Genomic DNA, 25,432 nt, shown 5'->3' with positions numbered 1-25,432 from the left:
GCGCTTCGATCAGGCGATGGCGACTTTCCTGTCGACCTCCGAGGCGACGGAGAATTCCTTGCGCAAGGTCGGCTTGTGGATCTTGCCGGTGGCGTTGCGCGGTAGCGCATCGACGAAGCGGATCTGGCGCGGACATTTGAAGCGGGCCAGATTGGCCGCGCAATGCGCGAACACATCCGCCTCGGTCAGCCGCTGGCCCTGTTTGACGGCGACGATGGCAAGGCCGACCTCGCCCCATTGCGGATCGGGAATGCCGATCACGGCGGCTTCCGCGATCGCGGTGAGCTGGTGCAGGACGTTCTCGACCTCGGCCGGATAGACGTTCTCGCCGCCGGAAATGTACATGTCCTTCCAGCGGTCGACGATGTAGTAGAAGCCTTCCTCATCGACGCGGGTCGCATCGCCGGTATGCAGCCAGCCGTCGGTGAAGGAGGTCTTGTTCGCCTCCGGCCTGTTCCAGTAGCCCGGCGTGATGTTCGGCCCGCGAACCCAGAGTTCGCCGAGCTCGCCGACATCGGCATCGCTGCCGTCGGGCCGCACGATGCGTACCTCCGTGTGCAGCACGGGCTTGCCGGCGGAGCCTGCCTTGCGTGCCGCATCCTCGCGATCGAGCACCAGCACGGCCGGCGAGGTCTCGGTCATCCCGTAGCCCTGCTGCAGGGCGACGCCGCGCGCCTCCCACACCTTCAGGAGCGGCACCGGCATCGGCGCGCCGCCGACACCGCCGACGATCAGCCGGGACAGATCGGTGGTCGCGAACGCCGGATGCTGTGCCATGAACTGGTAGATCGCGGGCACGCCGAAGAACACGTTGATGCCCTGCGCGGGATCGTTGATCAGGCCGAGCGCCGTGCCGGGATCGAAGGCGCGCATGATCATGACCGTGCCGCCGGCATGCAGCACCGGATTGGTGTAGCAATTCAGCCCGCCGGTGTGGAACAGCGGCAGCACGGTGAGCAGCACCGAGGCCGGCCCGATGCAGGCGGGGCCGCCGAGATTGACGCAATTCCAGAAGGTCATGCCATGGGTGATGGTCGCGCCCTTCGGATGCCCCGTCGTGCCCGACGTGTACATGATGGTCGAGATATCATCGAGCGTGACCTCCTCGATCTGGTCGAGCGGCTTTGCGGCGGCGATGCCGGCCTCATAGCTGTCGCCCGGGCCAAGCAGCAGGCTGGTCGCGACGTTGCAGAGCTTTGCGACGCTGAGCGCGGTCTCGGCCAGATCGGTATCGTGGATCATCACCTTCGGTGCGCAGTCGGCGGTGATGAACTGGAGTTCGGGGACGGTGAGGCGGGTGTTCAGCGGCACGAAGATGGCGCCTAACCGGCCGCAGGCGAACTGCACCTCCAGCGTATCGGTCGTGTTCAGTGCCAGCACGGCGACGCGGTCGCCGCGCGAGACCTTCAACCCGTGACGCAGGAACGAGGCGAGGCGCGAGACGCGGGCGTCGAGCTGCGAATAGCTGAAGCGGCGTTCGCTCGCGAGATCGATGAGCGCGACCTTGCCGGGCGTGCGGCGGCCATGGTGGGCGATCCAGTCGTAGTAGCGAACGGCCAAAAATCCCTCCCTCGGCGGTCTTGTGCCGCCTGTATCCTCTTGCCGGGCACCATGCCCGGCGTGGCCGCGAGGGCCAGCCGGAGTTTGTGCACCACGTCTTTTTTTTGATTTGGAGTTGGCCTGCGAGGGACGAAAATCGTCTTGCGTTGAGTTGCTAGGTCGCAGGCTGCGGTGAAGCGGTTCCCCAGTCAGCCACTCTGCGCAAGTGAACGGCAAATGTTCCAGCCATGGTGGACGCGACGAATCCGCCAACAGGGCGAGACCACGATGAAGAGCCTGTTCTATACCGCCGAGCACGACGCCTTCCGCGACGTCATGCGCCGCTTCGTCGAGAAGGAGATCGGCCCGTTCGCCCATGAATGGGACGAAGCCGGCGAATTTCCGCGCGAGCTCTATCGCAAGGCCGCCGAAATCGGCCTTCTGGGACTTGGATTCCCCGAGGAATATGGCGGCATCGCCGCTGACCAGTTCATGAAGATCGTCGCCAGCCAGGAACTGGCGCGGGCCGGCGCCGGCGGCGTCAGCGCCAGCCTGATGAGCCACACCATCGGCTCGCCGCCGATCGCGCGCGCGGCGCGGACCGAGGTGAAGGCACGCGTGCTGCCGCAGGTGCTGTCGGGCGAGAAGATCTCCGCGCTCGCGATCACCGAGCCGGGCGGCGGCTCGGACGTTGCAAACCTCCGCACAAGGGCGCGGCGCGATGGCGATCACTACGTCGTGACCGGCGAAAAGACGTTCATCACCTCGGGCGTGCGCGCCGATTACCTGACCGTTGCGGTACGCACCGGCGGCGAGGGCGCCGGCGGTGTCAGCCTGCTCCTGATCGAGGGTGATACGCCCGGCCTGTCGCGAACGAAGCTGAAGAAGATGGGCTGGTGGGCCTCCGATACCGCGACGCTGCATTTCGACGACTGCCGCGTGCCGGCCGAGAATTTGATCGGCGAGCAGGGCCAGGGCTTCAAGATCATCATGCGGAACTTCAACAGCGAGCGGATGGGCATGGCGGCGAGCTGCACGGCCTTCGCCCGCGTCTGCCTCGACGAAGCGATCGCCTACGCGAAGGAACGCAAGACCTTCGGCAAGCCGCTCGCCCAGCACCAGGTCATCCGCCACAAGATCGTCGACATGGCGCAGAAGGTCGCCGCAAGCCAGGCGATGCTGGAGATGCTGGCCTGGCGGCTGGAGCAGGGCGAAAGCCCGGTCGCCGAGATCTGCATGATGAAGAACCAGGCCACGCAGACCATGGCGTTCTGCGCCTCGGAAGCCGTGCAGATCTTTGGCGGTGCCGGCTTCATGCGCGGCATCAAGGCCGAGCGCATCTACCGCGAGGTCAAGGTCAACGCCATCGGCGGTGGCACCGAGGAGATCATGAAGGATCTGGCATCGCGGCAGATGGGGTTGTGACAACCGTCGTCCCGGGGCGCGCGAAGCGCGAACCCGGGACCTCGAGATGAGTCCAACAATATCGAGATTCCGGGTTCACCCGCGTTGCGGGTGCCCCGGAATGACGAAGGGGATAAAATGCTATTCACCGCCGACCACGACGACATCCGCCGCTCCCTGCAGAAATTCATCGCGAACGAGATCAATCCTCACGTCGATGAATGGGAGAAGGCCGACATCTTCCCGGCGCATGAGCTGTTCAAGAAGATGGGCAGTCTCGGCTTCCTCGGCCTGAACAAGCCGGTCGAGTTCGGCGGCTCGGGCCTCGACTACTCCTACGCGCTGATGATGGCTGAGGAGCTCGGCGCCATCACCTGCGGCGGCGTGCCGATGGCGATCGGGGTGCAGACCGACATGGCGACGCCGGCATTGGCGCGATTCGGCTCGGACGAGGTGCGGCGCGAGTTCCTGGCGCCGTCGATCTCCGGTGACTACGTCGCCTGCATCGGCGTCTCCGAGCCCGGCGCGGGCTCGGACGTCGCCTCGATCAAGACCGCTGCGCGCGCCGACGGCGACGATTACGTCATCAATGGCGGCAAGATGTGGATCACCAACGGCACCCAGGCCGACTGGATCTGCCTGCTCGCCAACACCGGCGAGGGGCCGGTTCACCGCAACAAGTCGCTGATCTGCGTGCCCATGAAGAGCAAGGGCGTCACCGTCGCACGCAAGCTCGACAAGTTGGGCATGCGCTCGTCCGACACCGCGCAGATTTTCTTCGACAATGTCCGCGTGCCCAAGCGCAACCGGATCGGCGAGGAGGGCAAGGGTTTTACCTACCAGATGATCCAATTCCAGGAGGAGCGGCTCTGGGGCGCGGCGGCCTGTTTGAAGGCGCACGAATACATCATCGACCAGACCATCGAGTACACCCGCAACCGCAAGGCCTTCGGCCACAGCATCCTCGACAACCAGGTCGTGCACTTCAAGCTCGCGGAGATGCAGACCGAGGTCGAGCTGTTGCGCGCGCTGATCTATCGCGCCGGCGAGCAGCTGGTCGCCGGCGAGGACGTGACGCGGCTTGCGACCATGGCCAAGCTCAAGGCCGGCCGGCTCGGCCGCGAGCTCACCGACGCCTGCTTGCAATATTGGGGCGGAATGGGCTTTACCAACGAGACGCCGGTCAGCCGTGCCTATCGCGACAGCCGCCTGACCTCGATCGGAGGTGGCGCCGACGAGGTCATGCTGATGGTCCTGTGCAAGATGATGGGTACGCTGCCCGGCAGCCATAAAGTTTGAGCATGATCTTGTCGGAAAACCGCTTCACACTTTTCCGGATCATGCTCTAGGGGAAATGCATCATGATCACGCTCTATCATTGCGACGCCGCGCGCTCGTTCCGTCCGCTCTGGATGCTGGAGGAGATGGGGCTGCCGTACGAGTTGAAGATGCTGCCGTTCCCGCCGCGCGTCTTCGCCAAGGATTATCTTGCGCTCAATCCGCTCGGCACCATTCCCTTCATGATCGACGGCGAGACCAGGATGACCGAGTCGTCCGGCATCTGCCACTATCTCGGCATCAAATATGGCCCGACGCCTCTGATGGTCGGGCCTGAGGATCCCGCCTATGGCGCGTTCCTGAACTGGATGTATTTTTCCGATGCCACGTTAACCTTCCCGCAGACGCTGGTGCTCAGATACACCCAGCTCGAGCCGGAGGAGCGCCGCAATCCGCAGGTCGCCACCGATTACGCAAAGTGGTTCCTGGGACGGCTGCGCGCCGTTGAGGCAGCGACCGCGAATGCCGAAACCTTGTGCGCCGGCCGCTTCACCGCCGCTGATATTGTCATCGGTTATGCGCTGCGCCTCGCCGATAGTATCGGCCTCGCCAAGGACTTCGGGCCAAATGTCGCAGCCTATTGGGCCCGCCTGCAGCAGCGCGACGGCTTCAAGCGCGCCGTTGCTGCGGAGCAAAAGGCCGGCAAGGAACAGAATATTGCGCCGCGCGTGAGGGCGTAGTGGTCGTCCCGGCGAAGGCCGGGACCCATACTCCCAGGGAGATGTTTTGCGAAGACTGGTCATTCAGGACAGGGTTCACCCGCATCGATAGACCGCGCGGTATGGGTCCCGGCCTTCGCCGGGACGACGAAAGTGATGGTTCCGGGCGCGGCTCCTTGCTCCCGGAATGGTAATTTTTTGCGCGTCCATGACAGCGCTATCCCGTCGTGACAGCGCCCAAATTTCCGCTAAGGTGACCTCCGTCCGCAGCGGCCAGAGAGCCGCGCGAGGAGGAGCCCAATGGAATATAACGGTCGCGAATCCGACCATCTGATGCTGATCACGCCGGAGCGGGTGTTTTATGCGGGCCTGCTCGGTCGCCCCCGCAAGCGGACGCCCGGCTGTTGCCATGTCTACGTGGCGGTGAAGGGCAATCTGCACCTGACCATCGACGACGCCCTCGCCACCTGCGAGCTGTTCGTCACCTTGCCGAACCAGCGGCATTCCATCGCCAGCGACTACCGCACTGCGATCAGCGTGACGCTCGAGCCCGAGAGCATGCCGGATGGCGTCATCGAGGCCCTGGCCGAGCGGCTGACCGGACCCGATCGCGCGGTCTACGCCCGCAAGATTCTCGCCGCCTACGCGCTGCTGCGCCAGCGCCGCTATGGCGACATCACCACCGCCGAGTTCGACGAGATGTGCTTTGGCGAGGCGCTGCCGCGCCGCGTGCTCGACCCGCGCGTGATGCGCGCGGTGGCCCGCATCGAGCGCTTCTCCGGCGAGCCTGTCACGGCGGACACCTGCGCCACCGAGGCGGGCCTCTCCGCCTCGCGTTTCCTTCACCTGTTCAAGGAAGAGACCGGCATCTCGTTCCGCTCCTTCCGGGCCTGGAAGCGCGCGCGGCATCTGCTGCACTTCGCCAACCAGGACCTCAACCTCGCCCATCTCGCGCAGGACATCGGCTATCCCGATTCCACGCATTTCAGCCACTCGATCCGCCGCTTCTACGGCCTGAAGCCGCGCGCGATCTTCGTCGGCTCGCGCGATCTTGCGATCTATCGCAGCACCGAGACGGTGCGGCTGGCTGAGGCGAGCTAGCTCCGCTCTCGTAGGGTGGGTTAGCCGAAGGCGTAACCCACCACTTATGCCTCTGCGGAAACCAAAGAGGTGGGTTACGCCAGCGGACTGCACTTCGTGCAGCCGCGGGCTAACCCACCCTACGATTCCTCATTTTCTTCAGCTTCTCCGCGCAAGAAGCCGCATGTCGCGCGTCACATGATCGCAAGCGTTGAATTCTCAACGTGCGAGACATTTTTGGCATGAGCGACAAGGCCGTCATCACCTGCGCGCTGAACGGCGTGCTCACCGACCCGAAGCAGCACAACGTGCCGGTGACGCCCGAGCAGATGGCGCGCGAGGCCAGGGCTGCGTTCGATGCCGGCGCGTCCATCATGCATATCCACCTGCGCCAGCAGGCGCCGGGCAAGGGGCACCTGCCGTCCTGGGAGGTCGCGGTCAGCAAGGAGATCCAGCAGGCGATCCGCGAAGCCTGTCCCGGCGTCATCATCAATCACACCTCGGGCGTGTCGGGGCCGAATTACAGCGGCGCGCTCGACTGCATCCGCGAGACCAGGCCGGAGATCGCCGCCTGCAACGCCGGCTCGCTGAATTACCTGAAGGTGAAGGCCGACAACAATTGGGCGTGGCCGCCGATGATGTTCGACAACGCGGTCGAGAAGGTGAAGGACTATCTCGACGTCATGAACGCCGTGGGCACCATCCCCGAATTCGAATGCTTCGACGTCGGCATCGTCCGCTGCGTCGGCATGTACCACCAGGTCGGCATGTACAAGGGCCCGCTCGAATATAATTTCGTGATGGGCGTCGCCTCCGGCATGCCTGCCGATCCCGAGCTGCTGCCGATCCTGATCAAGCTGAAGCGCCCCGAGGCGCACTTCCAGGTCACCGCCATCGGCCGCGAAGAAATCTGGCCGCTGCATCAGCGCTGTGCCGAGCTCGGCGGTCATTTGCGCACCGGTCTCGAGGACACCTTCTATCTCGCCGACGGCAAGAAGGTGACCTCGAACGGCCAGCTCATCGAAGCCGTCGCCGCCTGCGCAAGGCGCGCCGGCCGCGAGATCGCGAGTCCCGCTGAGGCGCGGAAGATCTTTGGGACGAATCGCTGAATGTAGCCCCAGCCGTCATTGCGAGCGAAGCGTAGCAATCCAGAGTGCATCCGCGGAAACAGACTGGATTGCTTCGTCGCTTCGCTCCTCGCAATGACGGGTAGGATAGAGTCATGTCCATTCTCGAAAACACCATTTCCCCCGGCAGCGCCGGCTACCACGCCAACCGCGACGGCATGCTCGCGCTGATCGACCGCATGCGCGCGCTGGAAGAGCGCACGCGTACGGCATCCGCCGCGGCGAAGGACCGCTTCCACAAGCGCGGGCAGCTACTGCCGCGCGAGCGCGTCGCGCTGGTGCTCGATCCCGGTGCGTCCTTCATCGAGCTGTCGACGCTCGCCGGCTACATGTTCGACGTGCCCGATCCCAACAAGAGCGTGCCGGGTGGCGGCGTCATCGCCGGCATCGGCTTCGTCTCCGGCATCCGCTGCATGGTCAGCGCCAGTGATTCCGGCATCGACGCCGGCGCGCTGCAACCTTATGGCCTGGATAAGACGCTGCGGGTGCAGGAGCTCGCGCTGGAGAACAAGCTACCTTATGTCCAGCTCGTCGAAAGCGCCGGTGCCAACCTCCTGCGCTACCGCGTCGAGGATTTTGTCCGTGGCGGCAACATCTTCCGCAATCTCGCGCGGCTCTCGGCGGCGGGGCTGCCGGTCGTCACCGTCACGCACGGCTCCTCGACCGCGGGCGGCGCCTACCAGACTGGTCTCTCCGACTACATCGTCATGGTCCGCGGCCGGACCCGCGCCTTTCTTGCCGGGCCGCCGCTGCTGAAGGCCGCGACCGGCGAGATCGCGACCGAGGAAGAGCTCGGCGGCGCCGAGATGCACACGCAGATCTCGGGCCTCGGCGATTATCTCGCCGAGGACGATCGCGACGCATTGCGCATCGCGCGCGAGATCATGGCGGCGATGGAATGGGAGCGGCCGGGCCGGGCGGCTCCAGAGTTCAAGCCGCCGCGCTACGACCAGGACGAGCTGCTCGGCATCATGCCGATGGACCACAAGCGCCCCGTCGACATGAAGCAGGTGATCGCCCGCATCGTCGACGATTCCGACTTCACCGAGATGGCGCCGAATTACGGTTCGGCCACGGTATGCGGCCATGCCCGCATCGAGGGCCAGGCGATCGGCATCATCACCAACAACGGCCCGCTCGATCCCGCCGGTGCCAACAAGGCGACGCATTTCATCCAGGCCTGCTGCCAGACCCGCACGCCGATCCTCTATCTCAACAACACCACCGGCTACATGGTCGGCAAGGCCTATGAGGAAGCCGGCATGATCAAGCACGGCTCGAAGATGATCCAGGCGGTGACCTCGGCGACGGTGCCGCAAATCACCATCTATTGCGGCGCCTCGTTCGGCGCCGGCAATTACGGCATGTGCGGCCGCGGTTTCCATCCGCGCTTCTGCTTCTCCTGGCCCAACGCCAAGACCGCCGTGATGGGCGGCGAGCAGGCCGCCGAGACCATGGCGATCGTGACCGAGGCCGCCGCGGCCCGCCGCGGCAAGCCGATCGAGAAGAACAGGCTGGACGCCATGAAGGCTGAGATCATCGGCGTGTTCGACGGCCAGATGGATGTGTTCTCGACCAGCGCGCGCGTGCTCGACGACGGCGTGATCGATCCGCGCGATACCCGCGCGGTTCTCTCCGAGGTGCTCGCGATCTGCCGTGAGGGCGATGCACGGGCGCCTCAGCGCATGCAGTTCTCGGTGGCCCGCCCATGAGGAACGGATCAGTGCATCATCGGCCGTTCTTCAAGGTTTTGGTCGCCAATCGCGGCGAGATCGCATTGCGCGTGATGCGCAGCGCGCGGCGGCTCGGCTTGGGCGTCGTTGCGGTCTATTCCGATGCGGATCGCGATGCGCTTCACGTGAAGCAAGCCAATCAGGCCGTACGCATCGGCGAAGCTTTGCCGGCCCAATCCTATCTCAACATCCCCGCGATCATCGCCGCGGCCAAGGCGAGCGGCGCCGATGCGGTGCATCCCGGCTATGGCTTCCTCGCGGAGAACGAAGACTTCGCGCAAGCCTGCAAGGATGCCGGCCTCGTCTTCATCGGCCCGTCGCCACAGGCGATCGAGGCGATGGGCAACAAGGCCGGCGCCAAGGAGATCATGAAGAAGGCCGGCGTGCCCTGCGTGCCCGGCTATCAAGGCGCCGATCAGGGCGACGTGGTCATGCTCGCGGAAGCCAAAACAATCGGCTTTCCCGTGATGATCAAGGCGGTCGCCGGTGGCGGCGGACGTGGCATGCGGCTCGTCGCCGATGCGGCGTCGTTCCCCGACGCGCTGCGCAGCGCGCGGTCGGAAGCGAAGGCAGCGTTCGGCGATCCCACGGTCATCCTCGAACGCGCCATCCAGAATCCCCGGCACATCGAGATCCAGGTGTTCGGCGACAGCCACGGCAATGCCATCCATCTCGGCGAGCGCGACTGCTCGGTGCAGCGGCGCCACCAGAAGCTGATCGAGGAGGCGCCGTCCCCCGCGGTCACGCCCGAGCTGCGTGCAAAGATGGGCGAGGTCGCGGTATCAGCAGTGAAGGCGCTGCGCTATGAGGGCGCTGGTACGCTGGAGTTCCTGCTCGACGAAAGCGGCGAGTTCTACTTCATGGAGATGAACACCCGTCTCCAGGTCGAGCATCCCGTGACCGAGGCGATCACCGGGCTCGATCTCGTCGAGCTGCAGCTGCGTATTGCGCGCGGCGAGCCGTTGCCGGTGAAGCAGCAGGACATCCGCTTCACTGGCCATGCCATCGAGGTGCGGCTCTGCTCGGAAGACGCCGCGCAGGATTTCATGCCGCAGTCCGGCCGCATGGCGCGCTGGCAGGTGCCTGACAGCATTCGCGTCGAGCACGCGCTGCAATCGGGCTCGGAGATCCCGCCGTTCTACGATTCCATGATCGCCAAGGTGATCAGCCATGGCGCGAATCGCGAGGAGGCGAGGGGCCGGCTGATCGTCGGCCTCGAGCAACTCACCGCGTTCGGTGTCACCACCAACCAGGCGTTCCTGATGTCCTGCCTGCGCCATCCCGGCTTCGCCAGGGGCGAGGCGACGACGGCCTTCATCGGCGCGCACCGCGACGAGCTGCTGGCACCGCGCGCGAACGCCGCATTCGACATGGCGCTGGCGGGCCTGCTGCTCTACGTCACCAACCCCCGCGCCCCGTCATGGCAAAGCGGGCGGAGCCTCGCCGCCGCCTTTCCGCTTCCGGCGAAGATCGAAATCGCCGGCCACGCGCACGAGCTCGACGTCACGCGCGAGCGTGATGGCAGCTACACCGTCGCCACCGACGGCCGGCAAGACAAGTTCGAGATTGACCAGCTCGATCCCGACGCGATCCGCTTCCGCCACGACGGTGTCATGGACAGCGCCAAATTCCTGCGCGACGGCGACCGGCTCCACCTCCAGCACCGCGGCATTCCGCTCGCCGTCACCGATCTCACCCTCGCCGCGCCGAAAGCGGCGGCAGCGAATGGCGGCGACGGCAAGGTCCGCGCCGCCATGAACGGCCGCGTCGTCGCTGTCCTCGTCAAGCCGGGCGACCGCGTCACCGCCGGCCAGCCGGTGCTGACGCTGGAAGCGATGAAGATGGAGCACGTCCACAAGGCCGGTATCGATGGCGTGATCGCCGCGATCGACGTTGCCGAGGGCGAGCAGGTCACGACGGGCCGGATCGTCGCGGAGATCGGGGCCGGGTAAGCGCGGCGCAAATGCGGTATCGTAGGGTGGGCAAAGGCGCAAAGCGCCGTGCCCACGAAAGGCCAGCGATCCTATGCGCGGGATCGTGGGCACGCTCCGCTTTGCTCACCCTACGGCACCTCCCTCGGTCGCGAGATCCGGAACTCAAATGATTTCAATGAGGTACATCTCGGGAAGTGTCAGTCGCGGCCTCTATTGAACAATGTTCATTTACATGATAGTAATGAACTATGTTCAATTTAGCTGGAGCCGAGCATGTTGCGTGCAAATGATCCCGCCCAAGCGAGCGATGCCATACTCCGCCCGGTGTCCCGCCATTTCTCGCTGGGCGCCCCGCAGCTCCGCGAAAGATATCTGGCAGCGGCACTCTTCGTCCTCACCCTGGCAGCGCTGTTCGGGCCGGCATTACCCGCCGCCGCGTGGCACATCCCGCACTTCGTCGACAGCCGCCCCTGGCTGGGTGTCCCCAACGCCGGCGACGTGCTGAGCAATCTTGCCTTCCTCGCGATGGGCGTCTGGGGCTCGGAGCGGCTGCGCGGCCGCAATGATGCACCTGTAGGCGCAAGTTGGTTCTTCGTGGGACTGATCCTCACCTGCCTCGGCTCCGGCTTCTATCATCTGGACCCCGACATGCCGCAGCGGCTCGTGGCCGACCGTCTCGGCATGGCGGTGGCGTTCGCGGGCTTCCTCGGCATCGCGGCCAGCGAGCGCATCAGCACGCGTGCAGGCGAGGCGGTGCTGGTGCTGATGATGGTCGCGGGCCTGCTCGCGGCCTGGGTGGCGCGCGTGAATCTCACGCCATGGGTGGTCGTGCAGTTCGGCGGTATGGCACTCGCCATGGGACTGGCGTTGACGCGCCCCCGGCCCGGTGCGCTTGGCGTGCCGCTCGGTGGCGTGATTGTCTTCTACGTGCTGGCCAAGCTTTTCGAGCTCGGCGACGCGACCATCTTCGAAGCGACCGGACATATCGTCTCGGGCCACACGCTCAAGCACCTCGCCGCCGCGCTGGCGGCCTGGCCGGTGATCCGGGCGTTGCGCGATCGTAGGGTGGGTTAGCGCAGCGTAACCCACCACTTCTGTCACCGCGGAGACCAAAGAGGTGGGGTACGCCCCGCGAACTGCGCGATGCGCAGTTCGCAGAGCTAACCCACCCTACGCAGTCGCGTTGCTTCGCCCCGTCCCCTCATTGAGCAAGCACGCCACCTGATGCCCGTCGCCTGCATCCAGCAACGCCGGCCGCTCCGTCTTGCACCGCTCCATCGCGAACCGGCAGCGCGTGTGGAATGCGCAGCCTGACGGCGGATTGACCGGGCTCGGCACATCGCCATCGACCAGCGGTGCGAGCTTCTTCGCGAGCGGGTTGGCGATCGGCACCGAAGCGAGCAGGGCCTGCGTGTAGGGATGCCTGGGATTGCGGAACAGCTCGTCCTTGTCGGCGATCTCGACGATGCGGCCGAGATACATCACGGCGACGCGGTGGCTGATATGCGCGACCACGGCAAGGTCGTGCGCGATGAAGAGATAGGAGAAGCCATGCTGGCGCTGCAGGTCGATCAGGAGGTTGATGACCTGCGCCTGGATCGAGACGTCGAGCGCGGACACCGGCTCGTCGCAGACGATCAAGCGCGGCTCGAGCGCGAGCGCGCGTGCGATGCAGATACGCTGGCGCTGGCCGCCCGAAAACTGATGCGGGAAATTTTGCATCTGGTCGGGCCGCAGGCCCACTTGCTCGAACAGCCTCGCGACGCGCGTCTCCAGCTCCTTGCCGCTTGCAAGCCCGTGCACGACCAGCGGCTCGCCGACGATGTCGCCCGCGGTCATGCGCGGGTTGAGCGAGGCAAAGGGATCCTGGAACACGATCTGCATCGAGCGGCGGTGCGGGCGCAGCGCCGTCTTCGAGAGGTGTGTGATGTTCTCGCCGTCGAGACGAATTTCTCCGGAGGTCGGCTCGACCAGCCGCAGCACGCTGCGCGCCACCGTCGACTTGCCGCAGCCGGACTCGCCGACGAGGCCCAGCGTCTCGCCGGCGCCAAGCGAGAACGAGACACCGTCAACCGCATGCACGGTGCCGACCTGCCGGCGCAGCACGCCGGCCCGCACCGGGTAGTGCTTTTTGAGGTCGGTGACTTCGAGCAGCGCCTCGCTCATGCCACCTCCGCCACTTCTTCCGCCCGCCAGCACGCCGCGAGATGGCCGCCGCCCCAATCGGCGAGCGGTGGATATTCGGCCTCACAGCGCTTGATCGCGAGCTTGCAGCGCGGCGCGAAGGCGCAGCCCTTCGGCAGCCGCACCAGCGAGGGAACGGTGCCCGGAATTTCGTTGAGCCGCGCTTGCACGGGAACGCCGGAGGCCGGCACGGCGGGGATCGAGGCCATCAGGCCGCGCGTATAGGGATGCTTTGGTGCTGCGAACAACGCTTCGACGCTGGCTTCCTCGACTTTACGCCCCGCATACATCACGATCACGCGCTGCGCAGTCTGCGCGACCACGCCGAGATCGTGCGTGATGAGGACGAGGCCGGTGCCGAGCTCCTTCTGGAGGTCGAGGATCAGCGCCAGAATCTGCGCCTGGATGGTGACGTCGAGCGCAGTTGTCGGCTCGTCCGCGATCAGCAGCGCCGGCCGGCACGCCAGCGCCATCGCGATCATCGCGCGCTGGCGCATGCCGCCGGACAGCTGATGCGGATATTCGCGCGCACGCCGCGCCGGCTCGGGGATGCGCACCAGCCGCAGCATCTCCACGGCGATGCCCTGCGCTTCCTGCGACGAGATGTTCCGGTGCAGCCGCACGGCCTCGACGATCTGGTCGCCGATCCGCATCACCGGATTGAGCGAGGTCATCGGTTCCTGGAAGATCATGGAGATGCGATTGCCCCTGACGGCCCGCATCTGCGCTTCATCCAGCGCCAGCAGGTCGGTGCCTTCGAGCGTCACGGAGCCGCCGACGATGCGGCCGGGCGGATCGGGCACGAGCCGCATCAGGGACAGCGCAGTGACGCTCTTGCCGCAGCCGGATTCGCCGACGATTGCCAGCGTCTCGCCGCGCTTCACGGTGAAGGAGACGTCGTCCACCGCTTTGAACAGGCCGGAGTTGGTGAAGAACACGGTCTTCAGGTTCTTCACCTCGAGCACGATGTCGGATTTCTGTGCCATCAGCCGCGCTGCCGGGGATCGAGGATGTCGCGCAGGGCGTCACCGAACAAATTGGCGCCGAATACGGCGAGGCTGATCGCGATGCCGGGGAAGATCACCAGCCACGGCGCGGTGCGGACGTATTCGGCGGCGGATTCGGACAGCATGCGGCCCCATGACGGATAAGGCTCGGGAATGCCGAGGCCGAGGAAGGAGAGCGAGGCTTCGGTCAGGATGGTCGAGCCGAGCTGGGCGGTGGCGAGCACGATCAGCGGTGCCAGCGTGTTCGGCAGCACGTGGCGGAGCGCGATGCGCATCTCGCTCATGCCGATCGACTTGGCGGCTTCGACGAACGGCTGCTCGCGCAGCGCCAGCGTGTTGGCCCGGATGACGCGCGACACCGTCGGAATCAGCGGAATAGCGATGGCGATGATGACATTCGGCAGTGTCGGGCCGAGGGCCGCCGTCATGATCAGGGCAAGCACCAGCAACGGCAGCGCCTGGAGCACGTCGGAGACGCGCTGGAACACCAGATCGACCCAGCCGGAGAGATAACCGGAGGTGAGCCCGACGATGACGCCGATCGTGCCGCCAAGCGCGGTCGAGCCGATGCCGACGGCCAACGAAATGCGCGCGCCGTGGATGATGCGGCTGAACACGTCGCGGCCGAAGGAATCCGTCCCCATCCAGTGCGCCAGACTCGGGCGCGCCAGCGCGCGGGCCGAATCGACCGTGAGGGGATCATAGCGCGCGATGAAATCGGCGAAGATGGCCGTGAGCACGAACACCGTCATGATCACGAGCCCGGCCGCGCCCAGCACATGCCGCTGCGCCATGAACAGCACGCGCCGCCACCCGCCGGTCGCATGCGCCCCGGCCCGCCTCAGTTCAACCTCGAAGTCGATCGCGGCCAAGCTGGTCTCCTAATCCGTGTACCTGATGCGCGGATCGAACACCGCGTAGAGCATGTCGACGGTGAAATTCGCGAACACCACCACGACCGCGATGAACATCACGAGGTTCTGCACGATCGGATAGTCGCGCCAGCGGATCGCCTCGACCAGGAAGCGCGCGACGCCGGGGATGTTGAACACGGTCTCGGTGACGATCAGGCCGCCGATCAGGAACGCCGCCTCGATGCCGATCACGGTGATGACGGGCAGGATCGCGTTCTTCAGCGCGTGATGATAGTTCACCGCTGCATCCGATGCGCCCTTCGCGCGCGCGGTGCGGATATAGTCCTGCCGCAGCACCTCCAGCATCGAGGAGCGCGTGATGCGCATGGTCAGCGCCGCGCTGCGGAAGCCGACGGCGGCGGCCGGCACCGCGTAGGTCGCGAACGCCTCGAGCCAGGTCTTGGGATTGGGATTGAAGATCGGGATCTGGCCGAACATCGCCACCGCAGCGGTGAGGATGAGCAGGCCGAGCCAGAACGAGGGCAGCGACAATCCGCTGAGGCTGACGACGCGCAGCGCGTAGTCCAGCCGCGTGCCCTGCTTCACGGCACTGATGACGCCTAGGGGAATGCCGATCGATGCCGAGAACAACAGCGCCAGCCCCGCGAGCCGCGCCGTGATCGGAATCCGCGGCAAAATCTCCTGCAGCGCGGGCTTCTCCGACACATAGGAGTAGCCGAAATCACCGCGCAGAAAACCGCTGATCCAGTGCCAATATTGCACGATCAGCGGTCGGTCGATGCCGAGCTCTTTCTCCAGGTTGGCCTTGTCGGCGGGATCGACATAGCCGGCCGCGGCGAACAGGATGTCGACGATGTTGCCGGGCACGATGCGCAGCAGGAAGAAGATGACGACCGAGATCCCGAACAGGGTCACGAGCATCAGGAACAGGCGCCGCACCAGATAGGCAAACATCCTTTCGCCTCCTGCCGAACCCGTCAGCCGCCCGCGCTACTTGTCCATCCAGACATCCTCGTAGCGGTAGCCATTATACGAGCTGTTCGACATCACGGTCACGCCCTTGACGTAGGGCTGCCAGCAGGTGCCGGTGCGGGCGTGGAAGATGATCGGGCGCGCCACGTCCTCCTGCAGCTTCTTGTCGATGTCCCACACCAGTTTCTTGCGTTTGGCGATATCGGTCTCCTGCGACTGCACGTCGAACAGCTTCTCGATCTCCTTGTTGCAGTAGTTGGTGTAGTTGCGCTCGGAGCCGCAGGAATAGTTCTCGTAGAAGGACTGGTCGGGATCGTCGACGGCGTTGCCGGTCAGGTTGAGCCCGAGCATGTAGTCCTTGCGCGCGATCTTCGGGAACCAGTTCGCGGTCTCGACCACGTCGAGCTCACCGTCGATGTAGATGCTCTTGAGCTGGTCGATCAGGATCACCGCGGGATCGCGATAGACCGGGATGTTGCGGGTCGAGATCTTGACGGCGAGGTGCTTGTCCGGCCCGTAACCGGCCTTCTGCATCAGCTTTTTCGCCTCCTCGCGGTTGGCCTTCACGTCGGGGCCGTAGCCGGGAATGGTTTCGAGCATCTCCTTCGGCATGCCCCACAGCCCGTTCGGCGGCGGCAGCAGCGTGCCGCCGACATCGCCCTGGCCCTCGAACATGATCGAGATGAACGCCTTGCGATCGAGCGCCAGCGCCATGGCGCGGCGGATGTCGATATTGTCGAACGGCGGCGCGCTCGAATTGACGATGATGTTGGTGGCGACATTGTTGGGCTCGACCACGCAGACCGCGTTCGGCGCCTGCGACTTCACGTCCTTCAAAAGCGGAATGCTCACCTCGGTCGGGAACGTCATATCGAACTTGCCGGCGACGAAGGCGAGGATCGCGGTCGAGCGGTTCGGGATGATGGTGAACTCGATGCCGTCGAGATAGGGCCGGCCCTCGCGCCAGTAATCCGTGTTGCGCGTCAGCTTGATCGATTCATTTGCCCTGAACTCGACGAATTTGAACGGGCCGGTGCCGATCGGATGCGTGCGCATGTCGCCCGGCGAGACGTGGCAGGGATAAACCGGCGTGTAGCCGGAGGCGAGCAGCGCCAGCAGCGAGGGCTGCGGCCGCTTCAGGTTGAACGAGACCTCGAAATCGCCGTTGGTCGAGATGTCGTTGACCTGCTCGTACCAGGTCTTGCGCGGGTTCTGCCGGAACTTCTGCTGCGCCTTGCCCATCAGCATGTCGAAGGTGCATTTGACGTCGGCCGAGGTGAACGGCTTGCCGTCGTGCCATTTGACGCCCTGGCGCAGCTTGAAGGTCAGGGTCTTGTTGTCGCCCGCCCAGGCCCAGCTCTCGGCGAGTTCCGGAATGATGTTGTCCATCCTGTTCTGCGCCTCGTCCTGCTTGTAGATGACGAGGTTGTTGAACACGGGCATGAAGGGAACATTGAGCGAGTAGGTCGCGCCTTCATGGATCGAGGCATTGCCGGGGCTGTCGCGATGATACATCCGCAGGATACCGCCCTGCTTAGGCTGGCCGGCGAATGCAATGGTCGAAAACGCTAGCAAAGATAGCGCCGCCGTCGCGGCGAGCGCCCGCACGCTCCGCATCCTCGTCCTCCCTGGACATTAGTCTCTTGGGCCTTTTCCGGCCTGTTTGTCAGGACGATAGCGAGGCAGGTGCAGCGAGGCAACGGGCAAGGGCAGCCGCGCTCTCGGCAATTCGGATGACGTAAGGCCGCAGGTTTCACTCTCTCACAATGTGAGAGTGCAGGTGCGAAGGGGATGGTTCCTGGGTGGACGCTGCCAAGCTGTGTCGACAAACACAGCTGTCGGGATTGGCAGCGCCCACGCCCGATAGTTCACGCGGTATGGGTCCCGGCCTGCGCCGGGACGACACTGAGTGTTGTCGCGCCAGCCTGCGTCACCTCACACAATCCGCGACGTCTTGTTCCCCCAATACCGATCCCGCAGCAGCCGCTTGTACAGCTTGCCGGTCGGCAGCCGCGGCAGTTCCTTTTCGAAGTCCACCGAGCGCGGCACCTTCTGCCGCGACAGCGACTGGCCGCAGAACGCGATCAGCTCTTCTGCGAGCGCCTCGTTCGGCATCACGCCCGGCAGCGGCTGCACCACCGCCTTCACCTCTTCGCCGAGATCGGGATTGGGCACGCCGAACACCGCGGCATCGGCGACCTTCGGGTGGGTGATCAGCAAATTCTCGCATTCCTGCGGATAGATGTTCACCCCGCCGGAGATGATCATGAAGGTGGCGCGGTCGGTCAGATACAGGAAGCGGTCGGCGTCGACATAGCCGACGTCGCCGACCGTGCTCATGCTGCCATCGGCCGAGCGCGCCTCCTTGGTCTTCTCCGGATCGTTGAAATATTCGAACGGCGATCCCGTCTTGAACCACACTTGCCCGGGCGTCCCGGTCGGGCACGGATTCATGTTCTCATCGAGGATATGGAGGTCGCCGAGCAGCACCTTGCCGACGGTGCCGCGATGCGCCAGCCATTCCTCGCTGTTGCAGGCGGTGAAGCCGAGACCTTCGGTGGCGCCGTAATATTCGTGGATGATCGGCCCCCACCATTTGATGATGTCGTCCTTGACCAGGGCCGGGCAGGGCGCCGCGGCATGGATCGCGATCTCCAGCGAGGACAAATCGTAGCGGTTACGCACCTCCTCCGGCAGCTTCAGCATCCGCGAGAACATCGTCGGCACCAGCTGGGTGTGGGTGATGCCCCATTGCTCGACGAGCTGCAGATATCGCTCGGGATCGAAGCTCTCCATGATGATCACGGTGCCGCCCATGCGGATCGTGAGATTGACGGCAGCCTGCGGCGCCGAGTGGTAGAGCGGCGCCGGCGAGAGGTAGACCATGCCCTCGCGGTAGTGCCACAGCTTGGTCAGGAAATCGAACAGCGGCAGATTGTGCTTTGGCGGCTCCTCCGGCAGCGGCCGCAAGATGCCCTTCGGCCGTCCCGTCGTGCCCGACGAATAGAGCATCGCCGTGCCGAGCCATTCGTCCGCAATCGGCGTCTTCGGCATATCGGCAGTGACATCCGCGAGACCGACGATGCGCTCGCTCTCTCCTGGACCATCGGCGACGATGCAGAGCTTGACCTCGGGGCAAGCCTTGATCGCCTCGCGCGCGATGTCGAGCTTCGCTGCCGACGTGATCAGGATCTTCGACTGGCTGTTGACGAGGAGATAGGCGAGCTCGCCCGGCGTCAGGAAGGAGTTGATGCAGGTGTAGTACAGCCCGGACCGCTCGCCCGCGCCGCAGGCCTCGAGATAGCGGGCATTGTTCTCCATGAAGATCGAGTAGTGGTCGAGCCGCTTCAGGCCGTGATTGCGGAACAGATGCGCGAGGCGATTGCTGCGTGCTTCCAGCTCGCGATAGGTGACGGCCTCGCCGGTCGCCGCCATGATGAAGGCGGGCTGCAGCGGACGCAGGCGGGCATGGTGACCAGTGTACATCTATCCTCCGGCTTGGATCATGCGGCGAGAAACAGGATTTCCTTGATGTCGGCGGGGCCGTCGATCTTGCGCGGGTTGCGCGGAATCCAGTTCGTGCGCATGGCCTGCTCGGCGATTCCGTCGAAATGCTCCGGCAAGACGCGCACGTCCGCGAGGCTGCGCGGCATGCCGAGGGAGCGGATAAAGGCATCGAGCACGTCGGCGGCATCGTGGCCGGGAAAGCCCATCGCGGCGGCGACGATCATCTGCCGCTCGGCATTGTCGCGCCCATTCCAGCGCATCACCGCCGGCAGCATGACGCAGGAGGTGTGGCCGTGCGGCACGCCGAAGGCCGCGCCCAGCACGTAGCCGATGCCGTGGCTCGCGCCCATCGGCACGCCGGCGGCGAGCGCGCCCATCGACAGCCAGGTTCCGATCTGCGCATCCATGCGTGCGTCGAGATCGGATGGATCGGCCTTCACCCGCGGCAACGCATCGGCAAGCATGGCAAGTCCCTTGACCGATTGCGCATCGGCGTAAGGATGCGTCTCGCGCGAGCAGATCGCCTCGACGCAATGGTCGACGGCGCGGATGCCGGTGGAGAGAAACAGCCATTCCGGCGTGTGCACGGTGATCGCGGGGTCGAGGATGGTCGCGCGCGGAACGGTGAGCGGATGCCGCAGCATCTGCTTCACGTTGGTGCTGCGGTCGGTGACGCCGGCGATCGATGAGAACTCGCCGCCGGCAATCGTGGTCGGCACGCTGACCTGGCGTACTGTCGGCGCATTCATCTCGGGCGCGACACCCTTGTGGACGCGGATGCGCTCGATCCCGTCGATCGTGTCGATGCCGTTGGCAAGGCAAAGCTGCACCGCCTTGGCCCCATCAGTGATCGACCCGCCGCCGACGGTGACGATCAGATCGGCGCCCACCTCGCGCGCCGCGCGAGTGGCTGCGATCACCGCCTCGCGCGGCGTGTGCGCCGGCATGGCGTCGAACAGGCCGGCGCAGCGGGAACCCAAAGCTCGCTTGATCTTCTCGATTTCGTCGGTCTGCCGGTTCAGCGTCCCTGAGACCATCAGGAAGGCGCGGCGCGCACCCAACCGGTCCATCTGCGCCACGATCGCGCCGGCCGCCGGATGGCCGAACACGACCTCCTCGATCGCGCCGTAAACGACACGTCCCTGGTACACGCCTGTCCTCCCCGGACAATTCGTCTTGTTTTGTAAGGAGAAGTCTAGCCGAGCGCCCGCTGCCCGTCATGCGCGAAGACGCTGGCCCGTTTCCCTACCCTCCCCTGGAGGGGGAGGGTCGATCGCGCGAAGCGCGAGCGGGGTGGGGTGATCTCTCCACACGAACAGTGCCCGAGTGGAGAGATCACCCCACCCCGCATCGCATTCCGCGCGCTCCATGCGTTGCGACCCTCCCCCTCCAGGGGAGGGTGGCAGCGCAGCGCGAGAATCATGCGCGCCATTCATGAGCCCCGCGCATAAGTCCAATCGAGTCTTGCCCACTAATCGGTGCGCGCGCGGCCGGCTAACTCCCCTGTCAACCCGCCATCCGGCCAGGGCGCTCGTGCGGGCATTGCGCGCGCATTGGTCTTGAAGTGTTCATCATTGCCGCCCATCCTGTGGGGCCCGCGCGAAGGCGAACACCCTGCTTTTTCCGCGGTTTTTTGAGTGAGGACCTGGGATGACTGGACCGGACGGAAGCGAGCGATTTGTCAAAAAGCACGATTTCGTTCAGATGCGGCATTACGCAATAGCGGGCGTCCTCGCGGCTTCATTCGCCCTCGCCGGTTGCGGACAGCCGACCTCGCAGGCCGCCGCGCCGCCGCCCGCGCCGGTGACGGTCGCCCAGCCGGTCAAGCGCACCGTCACCGATTGGGATGAGTTCACCGGCCGCTTCGAGGCGGTCGAGGAGGTCCAGGTGCGCCCGCGCGTCGGCGGCTTCGTCAATTCCGTCGAATTCCAGGACGGCGCCATCGTGCGTCAGGGCGATCTGCTCTACGTGATCGACCCGCGCCCGTTCGAGGCGGTGGCCGAACAGGCCGACGGCCAGCTCTCCGACGCCCGCGCCAAGGTCGAGCTTGCCAAGCGCGAGCTCGACCGCGGGCTCAACCTGGTCCAGACCAGTGCGGTCTCCGAGCAGGCCGTCGACCAGCGCCGCCAAGCCTTGCAGGCCGCGCACGCTGCGGAGACGCAGGCCGCGGGTGCGCTGAAGGCCGCGCGGCTCAATATCGAGTTCACGCATGTAACCGCGCCGCTCACCGGCCGCGTCAGCCGCCATCTCGTCAGCCCCGGCAATCTCGTGCAGGGCAGCGATACCGGCACCTCGACGCTGCTCACCTCGATCGTCGCGCTCGACCCGATCTACGTCTATTTCGACATGGATGAGGCGACCTTCATCAAATACAGCAAATTGTGGTTCGCAGGTAAGCGCCCGAGCTCGCGCGATACGGCAAACCCGGTGCAGGTGACTCTCGCCGGCGAGACCAAGCCTTCGCATGAAGGCACCATCAACTTCCTCGACAACCGCCTCGACGTCTCCACCGGGACGCTGCGCAGCCGCGCTGTCATCAAGAACACCGATCTGTCGATCCTGCCCGGCCAGTTCGGTCGCGTCCGCCTGATCGGCAGCGCGCCCTACGAGGCGCTGCTGATCCCCGACGTCGCCGTTGCGACGGACCAGTCCCGCAAGATCGTGTTCGTGGTCAAGCCGGATGACACGGTCGAAGCGCGCCCCGTCGTGCTCGGGCCGCTCGACGAAGGCCTGCGCGTGATCCGCGAAGGCCTGAAGGCGGACGATCGCGTCATCGTCAACGGCATCCAGCGCGCCCGCGTCGGCGCCAAGGTCGCTCCGCAGACCGCGCAAGCCCCGGCTGGTGGCAAGTCATGAATCTCGGCCGTCTCTCCATCAATCAGCCCATCCTGGCGATGGTGCTGTCGATCGTGCTCTTGATCGTCGGCGCGCTCGCCTACACCACCTTGCCGGTCTCCGAATATCCGCAGGTGGTGCCGCCCACCGTCGTCGTCACCACGCAATATCCCGGCGCCTCCGCGCAGACCGTGTCCGACACGGTCGCCGCTCCCATCGAGCAGGAGATCAACGGCGTCGAGGACATGCTGTATCTCTACAGCCAGGCGACCTCGAACGGCCAGCTCACCATCACCGTCACCTTCAAGCTCGGCACCGATCTCGACAAGGCCCAGGTGCTGGTGCAGAACCGCGTCGCGATCGCGCAGCCGCGCCTGCCGGAAGAAGTCCAGCGCAACGGCGTCACCACGCGCAAGAACTCGCCCGACATCCTGATGGTCGTGTTCATGCTGTCGCCCGACGACACGTTCGACCAGCTCTACATCTCCAACTATGCGTTGCTCCAGGTCCGCGACCAGCTCTTGCGCATCGACGGCGTCGGCGACATCCAGATCTTCGGCGCCCGTGACTATTCGATGCGGCTGTGGCTCGATCCCGACCGCATCGCCAATCTCGGCCTGACCTCCACCGAGGTGCTGGCGGCGATCCGTGCCCAGAACGTGCAGATCGCGGGCGGACAGATCGCCGAGCCGCCGATCGCCGACCGCGCCTTCCAGCCGAACCTGACGTTCACCGGGCGGCTCAAGGACCAGAGGCAGTTCGAGGACATCCTGATCAAGGCCGGCTCCGACGGCCGCACGGTGCGGCTGCGCGACGTCGCCCGTATCGAGCTCGGTGCGCTCGCTTACTCCACCAACAGCTTCCTGCTGCGCAAATCGGCGGTGGCCATGCTGGTGACGCAGCGGCCCGGCTCGAACGCGCTCGCGACCGCGAAGCACATCTCCGACACCATGACGAAGTTGAAGGAGAGCTTTCCGAAGGGCCTCGACTACAATATCGGCTACAACCCGACCGAGTTCATCGCGCAGTCGGTCCACGAGCTGATCAAGACCATCTACGAGGCGATGCTGCTCGTGGTCATCGTCGTGCTGGTATTCCTGCAGGGCTGGCGGCCGGCGATCATTCCGATCATCGCGATCCCGGTCTCGCTGGTCGGCACTTTCGCGGTGATGGCGGCACTCGGCTTCTCCATCAACAATCTCACGCTGTTCGGCCTCGTGCTTGCGGTCGGTATCGTGGTCGACGACGCCATCGTCGTGGTCGAGAACGTCGAGCGTCATCTCGAGCACGGCCTGAGCCGGCGCGATGCCGCGCTCAAGACCATGGAGGAGGTCGGCGGCGCGCTGGTCTCGATTGCGCTGGTGCTATGCGCGGTGTTCGTGCCGACCGCGTTCATCGGCGGCATTTCCGGGCAGTTTTTCCAGCAATTTGCCGTCACCATTGCGGTCGCGACCGCGATCTCCTGCTTCTGCTCGCTGACGCTGTCGCCGGCGCTGGCCTCGCAGATCCTCACCCCGCATGAGGAGAAGCGGCCGCCGGCGAGCTGGAATGTCATCGCGCGGGCGTGGGGTGCCTTCACCGGCGTGTTCAACCGCGTGTTCGACCGGCTCTCGCACGGCTATGCCGGCCTTGCCAATTTCGTGATCCGGCATTCGGTGGTGATGCTCCTTATCTACGTCGTGCTGATCGGCAGCGCCGGTTGGCTGATCGTGACCACGCCGCAAGGCTTCATCCCGGCGCAGGATCGCGGCTACGTCATCATCTCCGTGCAATTGCCGGGCGCGGCTTCGCTGGCGCGCACCACGGAAGTCGTGCGCGAGATCGAGCGGATCTCGCTGGATACGCCCGGCATCGTCCGCGTCGCCGCCTTCGCCGGCTTCTCCGGTGCGACGCGCACGCAGGCCGGCAACGCGGCGGCGCTGTTCCCGGTGTTCGACGAGCCCGAGGTGCGGATCAAGAAGGGATTGACTGCGAACGCCATCACGGTCGAGCTGCGCAAGCGCCTGTCCGCGATCCAGGGCGCCTTCATTATCGTGATTCCGCCGCCGGCCGTGCCTGGCATCGGCACCGGCGGCGGCTTCACCATCCGCATCCAGGACCGTCAGGGCCGAGGGCCTGAGCTGCTCGCCGCGGCCACCGACGAGCTTGTCGCCGCGGCGCGCAAATCGCCGTCGCTGCTCGGCCCCACGGTGTTCTCGCCATTCTCGGCCAACACGCCGCAACTCTTCGTCGACATCGACCGCACCAAGGCGCAGAAGCTCGGTGTGCCCATCGCCAACATCAACGACACGATCCAGACCTATTTCGGATCGACCTATGTCAACGACTTCAACCTGTTCGGCCGCACCTACCACGTCACCGCGCAGGCTGATTTCCCGTTCCGGAAAGAGCCAAGCGACCTCTCGCGCCTGCGCACGCGCAACGCCTCCGGCGACATGGTGATGCTCGGCAGCGTGGTCGAGTTCAAGGACGTCTCGGGCCCGGACCGCGTTGCGCGCTACAATCTCTATGCGGCGTCCGAGCTGCAGGGCGAGCCGGCGCCGGGCACCAGCTCGACCACCGCGCTCAACACCATCAAGAAGCTCGCCGACGACACTCTGCCGAGCGGCTTCACCTTCGAATGGACGGATCTGTCCTATCAGCAGATCACCGGCGGCAATGCCGGCCTGCTCGTGTTCCCGATCTGCGTGCTGTTCGTCTATCTCGTGCTCGCCGCACAATATGGCAGCTGGACCCTGCCGTTCGCGGTGATCCTGATCGTGCCGATGTGCCTGCTGGCGGCCACCATCGGCGTCCGCATCATGGGACAGGACGTCAACATCCTGACCCAGATCGGCTTCGTCGTGCTGGTGGGACTGGCGGCGAAGAACGCGATCCTGATCGTCGAGTTCGCGCGCGACATCGAGAACGAAGGCAAGCCGCGGCTGGAGGCCGTGATCGAAGCCTGCCGCTTGCGCCTGCGGCCGATCCTGATGACCTCCTTCGCCTTCATCCTCGGCGTGTTGCCGCTGGTGATCTCGACCGGCTCCGGCTCCGAGATGCGCCAGGCCGTCGGCGTCGCCGTGTTCTTCGGTATGATCGGCGTCACCCTGTTCGGGCTTCTGTTCACCCCGATCTTCTATGTGGTGGTGCGGAACCTCGCCGAGGGGCGGCGGGACAAGAAACCGGAGGTGGTGGCTCCTTAAGTGCAAGTGGTGGCCACCGGCATATCCTCACTCGGCGCTGTCGTCCCCGCGCA

The 25,432-nt window shown here is 65.3% G+C and carries 18 protein-coding genes; 10 read left to right on the top strand and 8 right to left on the bottom strand.

Annotation, left to right across the window (positions count from 1 at the left end; genetic code table 11):
* Window positions 1-9 precede the first annotated feature (9 nt).
* Window positions 10-1,560: an acyl-CoA synthetase gene (locus tag N2603_RS44010; protein ID WP_260387115.1), complete on the bottom strand. Its 1,551-nt coding sequence runs from the start codon at window positions 1,558-1,560 to the stop codon at window positions 10-12.
* A 267-nt stretch (window positions 1,561-1,827) separates the two neighbouring features.
* On the opposite strand from N2603_RS44010, the gene N2603_RS44005 reads away from it, so the two are divergent.
* The 8 genes from N2603_RS44005 (at window position 1,828) to N2603_RS43970 (ending at window position 11,888) form a co-directional block, all read left to right on the top strand.
* A complete protein-coding gene (locus N2603_RS44005) occupies window positions 1,828-2,964 on the top strand; it encodes an acyl-CoA dehydrogenase family protein (RefSeq protein ID WP_260387114.1) in 1,137 nt (378 codons plus the stop codon).
* 117 nt (window positions 2,965-3,081) lie between these two features.
* Window positions 3,082-4,242 (top strand): acyl-CoA dehydrogenase family protein, encoded by a 1,161-nt coding sequence (locus tag N2603_RS44000; RefSeq protein ID WP_018644405.1) that lies wholly within the window; start codon window positions 3,082-3,084, stop codon window positions 4,240-4,242.
* Window positions 4,243-4,304: 62 nt separating this feature from the next.
* The gene (locus N2603_RS43995; RefSeq protein WP_260387112.1) at window positions 4,305-4,961 is read left to right on the top strand and encodes a glutathione S-transferase family protein; all 657 of its coding nucleotides are present in this window, start codon (window positions 4,305-4,307) and stop codon (window positions 4,959-4,961) included.
* A 279-nt stretch (window positions 4,962-5,240) separates the two neighbouring features.
* Window positions 5,241-6,041 (top strand): helix-turn-helix domain-containing protein, encoded by an 801-nt coding sequence (locus N2603_RS43990; RefSeq protein ID WP_260387111.1) that lies wholly within the window; start codon window positions 5,241-5,243, stop codon window positions 6,039-6,041.
* Window positions 6,042-6,262: 221 nt separating this feature from the next.
* Window positions 6,263-7,129, top strand: a complete 867-nt coding sequence (locus tag N2603_RS43985; protein ID WP_260387110.1) for a beta-keto acid cleavage family enzyme — start codon at window positions 6,263-6,265, stop codon at window positions 7,127-7,129.
* A gap of 113 nt (window positions 7,130-7,242) precedes the next feature.
* The gene (locus N2603_RS43980; RefSeq protein WP_260387109.1) at window positions 7,243-8,859 is read left to right on the top strand and encodes an acyl-CoA carboxylase subunit beta; all 1,617 of its coding nucleotides are present in this window, start codon (window positions 7,243-7,245) and stop codon (window positions 8,857-8,859) included.
* Window positions 8,856-10,832 (top strand): acetyl/propionyl/methylcrotonyl-CoA carboxylase subunit alpha, encoded by a 1,977-nt coding sequence (locus N2603_RS43975; protein ID WP_260387108.1) that lies wholly within the window; start codon window positions 8,856-8,858, stop codon window positions 10,830-10,832. Before N2603_RS43980 ends, N2603_RS43975 begins: the two co-directional genes overlap by 4 nt.
* A gap of 255 nt (window positions 10,833-11,087) precedes the next feature.
* Window positions 11,088-11,888: a hypothetical protein gene (locus tag N2603_RS43970; protein ID WP_260387107.1), complete on the top strand. Its 801-nt coding sequence runs from the start codon at window positions 11,088-11,090 to the stop codon at window positions 11,886-11,888.
* 96 nt (window positions 11,889-11,984) lie between these two features.
* Here N2603_RS43970 and N2603_RS43965 read toward each other — a convergent pair whose 3' ends face one another.
* From N2603_RS43965 to N2603_RS43935, 7 genes are all read right to left on the bottom strand, one after another.
* Window positions 11,985-12,980 (bottom strand): ABC transporter ATP-binding protein, encoded by a 996-nt coding sequence (locus N2603_RS43965; protein WP_260387106.1) that lies wholly within the window; start codon window positions 12,978-12,980, stop codon window positions 11,985-11,987.
* Window positions 12,977-13,984 carry an ABC transporter ATP-binding protein gene (locus tag N2603_RS43960; protein ID WP_260387105.1) on the bottom strand — a complete coding sequence of 336 codons (1,008 nt, stop codon included), beginning with the start codon at window positions 13,982-13,984 and terminating at the stop codon, window positions 12,977-12,979. Before N2603_RS43960 ends, N2603_RS43965 begins: the two co-directional genes overlap by 4 nt.
* Entirely contained in the window at window positions 13,984-14,877 is an 894-nt protein-coding gene (locus N2603_RS43955) for an ABC transporter permease (protein ID WP_260387104.1), read from the bottom strand. Before N2603_RS43955 ends, N2603_RS43960 begins: the two co-directional genes overlap by 1 nt.
* Window positions 14,878-14,886: 9 nt before the next feature.
* The gene (locus tag N2603_RS43950) at window positions 14,887-15,834 is read right to left on the bottom strand and encodes an ABC transporter permease (protein ID WP_018644415.1); all 948 of its coding nucleotides are present in this window, start codon (window positions 15,832-15,834) and stop codon (window positions 14,887-14,889) included.
* A 36-nt stretch (window positions 15,835-15,870) separates the two neighbouring features.
* The gene (locus N2603_RS43945) at window positions 15,871-17,469 is read right to left on the bottom strand and encodes an ABC transporter substrate-binding protein (protein ID WP_260387103.1); all 1,599 of its coding nucleotides are present in this window, start codon (window positions 17,467-17,469) and stop codon (window positions 15,871-15,873) included.
* A 318-nt stretch (window positions 17,470-17,787) separates the two neighbouring features.
* Complete coding sequence (locus N2603_RS43940; protein ID WP_260387102.1) at window positions 17,788-19,338, bottom strand: AMP-binding protein; 1,551 nt, start codon at window positions 19,336-19,338, stop codon at window positions 17,788-17,790.
* 17 nt (window positions 19,339-19,355) lie between these two features.
* The gene (locus N2603_RS43935; RefSeq protein WP_260387101.1) at window positions 19,356-20,510 is read right to left on the bottom strand and encodes an iron-containing alcohol dehydrogenase; all 1,155 of its coding nucleotides are present in this window, start codon (window positions 20,508-20,510) and stop codon (window positions 19,356-19,358) included.
* A gap of 499 nt (window positions 20,511-21,009) precedes the next feature.
* Here N2603_RS43935 and N2603_RS43930 point away from each other — a divergent pair, with 499 nt between their 5' ends.
* Window positions 21,010-22,215 (top strand): efflux RND transporter periplasmic adaptor subunit, encoded by a 1,206-nt coding sequence (locus tag N2603_RS43930; protein ID WP_018644419.1) that lies wholly within the window; start codon window positions 21,010-21,012, stop codon window positions 22,213-22,215.
* The gene (locus N2603_RS43925) at window positions 22,212-25,379 is read left to right on the top strand and encodes an efflux RND transporter permease subunit (protein ID WP_260387100.1); all 3,168 of its coding nucleotides are present in this window, start codon (window positions 22,212-22,214) and stop codon (window positions 25,377-25,379) included. Before N2603_RS43930 ends, N2603_RS43925 begins: the two co-directional genes overlap by 4 nt.
* Window positions 25,380-25,432 lie beyond the last annotated feature (53 nt).

The sequence above is a fragment of the Bradyrhizobium huanghuaihaiense genome (assembly GCF_025200885.1).
In the GTDB taxonomy this organism is placed as follows: domain Bacteria; phylum Pseudomonadota; class Alphaproteobacteria; order Rhizobiales; family Xanthobacteraceae; genus Bradyrhizobium; species Bradyrhizobium huanghuaihaiense.
The sequence above is the reverse complement of the archived record's forward strand: the minus strand, read 5'-3'. Positions and strand labels throughout refer to the sequence as shown.

Coding starts and splice junctions, on each gene's coding strand:
- N2603_RS43940 (WP_260387102.1), bottom strand. CDS start 19,338: ATGTACACTGGTCACCATGCCCGCCTGCGTCCGCTGCAGCCCGCCTTC.
- N2603_RS43965 (WP_260387106.1), bottom strand. CDS start 12,980: ATGAGCGAGGCGCTGCTCGAAGTCACCGACCTCAAAAAGCACTACCCG.
- N2603_RS43995 (WP_260387112.1), top strand. CDS start 4,305: ATGATCACGCTCTATCATTGCGACGCCGCGCGCTCGTTCCGTCCGCTC.
- N2603_RS43950 (WP_018644415.1), bottom strand. CDS start 15,834: ATGTTTGCCTATCTGGTGCGGCGCCTGTTCCTGATGCTCGTGACCCTG.
- N2603_RS43975 (WP_260387108.1), top strand. CDS start 8,856: ATGAGGAACGGATCAGTGCATCATCGGCCGTTCTTCAAGGTTTTGGTC.
- N2603_RS43930 (WP_018644419.1), top strand. CDS start 21,010: ATGACTGGACCGGACGGAAGCGAGCGATTTGTCAAAAAGCACGATTTC.
- N2603_RS43970 (WP_260387107.1), top strand. CDS start 11,088: ATGTTGCGTGCAAATGATCCCGCCCAAGCGAGCGATGCCATACTCCGC.
- N2603_RS43985 (WP_260387110.1), top strand. CDS start 6,263: ATGAGCGACAAGGCCGTCATCACCTGCGCGCTGAACGGCGTGCTCACC.
- N2603_RS43990 (WP_260387111.1), top strand. CDS start 5,241: ATGGAATATAACGGTCGCGAATCCGACCATCTGATGCTGATCACGCCG.
- N2603_RS44000 (WP_018644405.1), top strand. CDS start 3,082: ATGCTATTCACCGCCGACCACGACGACATCCGCCGCTCCCTGCAGAAA.
- N2603_RS44005 (WP_260387114.1), top strand. CDS start 1,828: ATGAAGAGCCTGTTCTATACCGCCGAGCACGACGCCTTCCGCGACGTC.
- N2603_RS43960 (WP_260387105.1), bottom strand. CDS start 13,984: ATGGCACAGAAATCCGACATCGTGCTCGAGGTGAAGAACCTGAAGACC.
- N2603_RS43980 (WP_260387109.1), top strand. CDS start 7,243: ATGTCCATTCTCGAAAACACCATTTCCCCCGGCAGCGCCGGCTACCAC.
- N2603_RS43945 (WP_260387103.1), bottom strand. CDS start 17,469: ATGCGGAGCGTGCGGGCGCTCGCCGCGACGGCGGCGCTATCTTTGCTA.
- N2603_RS43925 (WP_260387100.1), top strand. CDS start 22,212: ATGAATCTCGGCCGTCTCTCCATCAATCAGCCCATCCTGGCGATGGTG.